Source organism: uncultured Maritalea sp., from assembly GCF_937139385.1.
GTDB classification, from domain to species: domain Bacteria; phylum Pseudomonadota; class Alphaproteobacteria; order Rhizobiales; family Devosiaceae; genus Maritalea; species Maritalea porphyrae_A.
Window position 1 is genome coordinate 1 of sequence record NZ_CAKZPW010000318.1, and the last position, 2,223, is coordinate 2,223.

Below are 2,223 nucleotides of genomic sequence, written 5' to 3' on the forward strand. Positions count from 1 at the left end.
AGGGTTACCGTCTTTATCAATTAATAAAAGTTGGTTACTTGTTAGTTTTTTAAGTACCCAAGCTTTGTACAATGTACCTATTCCATTCTTTCCAAGTTCATCTCCTTTTGAAAGGTTGTTATAAAGTTCTGGTGCACCTGTTGCTTTTAGCCCATCAAATTTTTTGGCCGCAATGTCGACCAGCTGGTCATGGTTGACGTTGCCTGCTGCTGCCATGACCATTGAGTCACCAACATAGGTGCGTTCCATGTAAGACCGGATTGCGTCTGGCGTGAAGCTTTCTACAGAATCCACAGTACCCAAAATCGAACGCCCGATGGGTTGATCTTGAAAAGCTGCATCTTGGAAAAGATCGTAGACATAATCGTCTGGCGCATCATGACTTGCCCCGATTTCCTGCACAATCACGTGTTTTTCACGCTGCAATTCTTCAGCACTGAATAGTGAATTCTGCAAAATATCCGATAGAATGTCAGCGGCAAGGCCCACGTCTTCCTTTAGGATACGTGAGAAATAGCCGGTGTTCTCCACACTTGTGGCGGCATTCACATCGCCGCCCACATTTTCGATCTCTTCCGCTATTTGGCGCGATGAACGTGTGGTCGTTCCCTTAAACGCCATATGCTCGAGCAAATGCGAGATGCCATGTTCCTCAGCCGTTTCGCAACGCGATCCAGCTTTTGCCCACACGCCAACAGATGCGCTTTCAAGACTTGGCATAGAGTGGGTGATAACGGTCATACCATTATCTAATGTGGTAGAACGAACTGGCAAATTATTGCTCCTTGTTGGCACGGGCGCGGGCTTTGATGTAAGCCTCGACCGCATCTTGTGCATTTTCCAAAACATCATAGCGCTCTTCGCGCTCATAAAGGTCGGAAAGCCATGCGGGTAATGCCGCATCGATTTGAGTGGCCGATTTAACGGCTGCGGGGAATTTGGCAGGATGCGCGGTCGACAATGTGATCATCGGCACATCTGTTTCGGCAAATTCTTGTGCCACTTTGTAGGCAACCGCTGTGTGCGGGTCCATGAGGTATCCGGATTGTTCAAGCACATTTTGTTGAACAGTTGCTGTTTGTGCCTGGTCGGATGTGCCTGCTTGAAACTTTGCTTTGATGCTCTTCAATGCTTTTTCAGACAAAGCAAAACTACCAGACTGCTTGAGCCCGTCCATTTGCGCTTTGGTTTCTTCGGCGTTTCGATCGTTGGCTTCAAATAACAAACGTTCGAAATTTGACGAGATTTGAATATCCATTGATGGGCTTGTGGTGGCGCTTACGCCGTCCATTTCATAGCGGCCCGTATCCATTGTACGGCGCAAAATGTCGTTCTCGTTTGTGGCGATGATCAAATTCTTGATCGGTAAACCCATCTTTTGGGCAACAAAACCAGCAAAAACGTCACCAAAATTGCCCGTTGGTACGGTGAAACTGACTTCGCGGTGCGGCGCGCCAAGGGCAACAGCCGAAGTGAAATAATAAACAACCTGAGCCACAATGCGACCCCAGTTGATGGAGTTCACACCTGAAAGGCTAACGCCATCACGGAAATGCAAGTTGTTGAACATGTCTTTGACGATGGTTTGGCAATCATCAAAGTTTCCTTCAAGTGCGATGTTGTGCACATTTGCGTCGAGTACGGTCGTCATTTGACGTTGCTGCACCGGCGAGACCATGCCCTTGGGATGCAGAATGAAGATGTCGGTATTTTCGCGGCCCCGGAACGCCTCAATTGCGGCAGAGCCGGTGTCGCCAGAGGTTGCACCCACAATGGTCGCGCGCTGATCGCGTTCGCCCAAAATATGGTCCATAACGCGTGCCAAAAATTGCATCGCCACATCTTTAAATGCCAGTGTTGGGCCATGGAACAACTCGAGCACAAAGTGGCCTTCGTCTGTCTGAACTAAAGGGGCAACAGCTGAGTGGCGAAACGTGCCGTATGCATCATTGAGCATTTGGCGCAATTCTTGCACCAATTGCGGGAAACGCTCAAATTTGGGCTGGCCATCGGTCGCCAACATGCGAGCTGTTTTCATATCGCTACCGGGCGCACGTCCAATTCCTAAGTCGATGCGTCCCGGGTAGAGATTTGTTAGCAAGGAAAAGGTTTCGGCGACTTTAAACGCGCTATAATGCGGCAACATCACGCCGCCTGAGCCAATGCGAATATGATTGGTGGCGGCGCCAATCGCTGCCAGCAAGACTTCTGGCGCACTGCCTG

The 2,223-nt window shown here is 49.4% G+C and carries 2 protein-coding genes; both read right to left on the minus strand.

Features of this window, described 5'->3' with window-relative positions; genetic code table 11:
- On the minus strand, positions 1 to 774 hold a 774-nt coding region (locus Q0231_RS13090), incomplete at its 3' end, for a pitrilysin family protein (RefSeq protein ID WP_299348023.1).
- 1 nt (position 775) lies between these two features.
- Positions 776 to 2,203 (minus strand): threonine synthase, encoded by a 1,428-nt coding sequence (thrC, locus tag Q0231_RS13095; protein WP_299348025.1) that lies wholly within the window; start codon positions 2,201 to 2,203, stop codon positions 776 to 778.
- Positions 2,204 to 2,223: the final 20 nt, after the last annotated feature.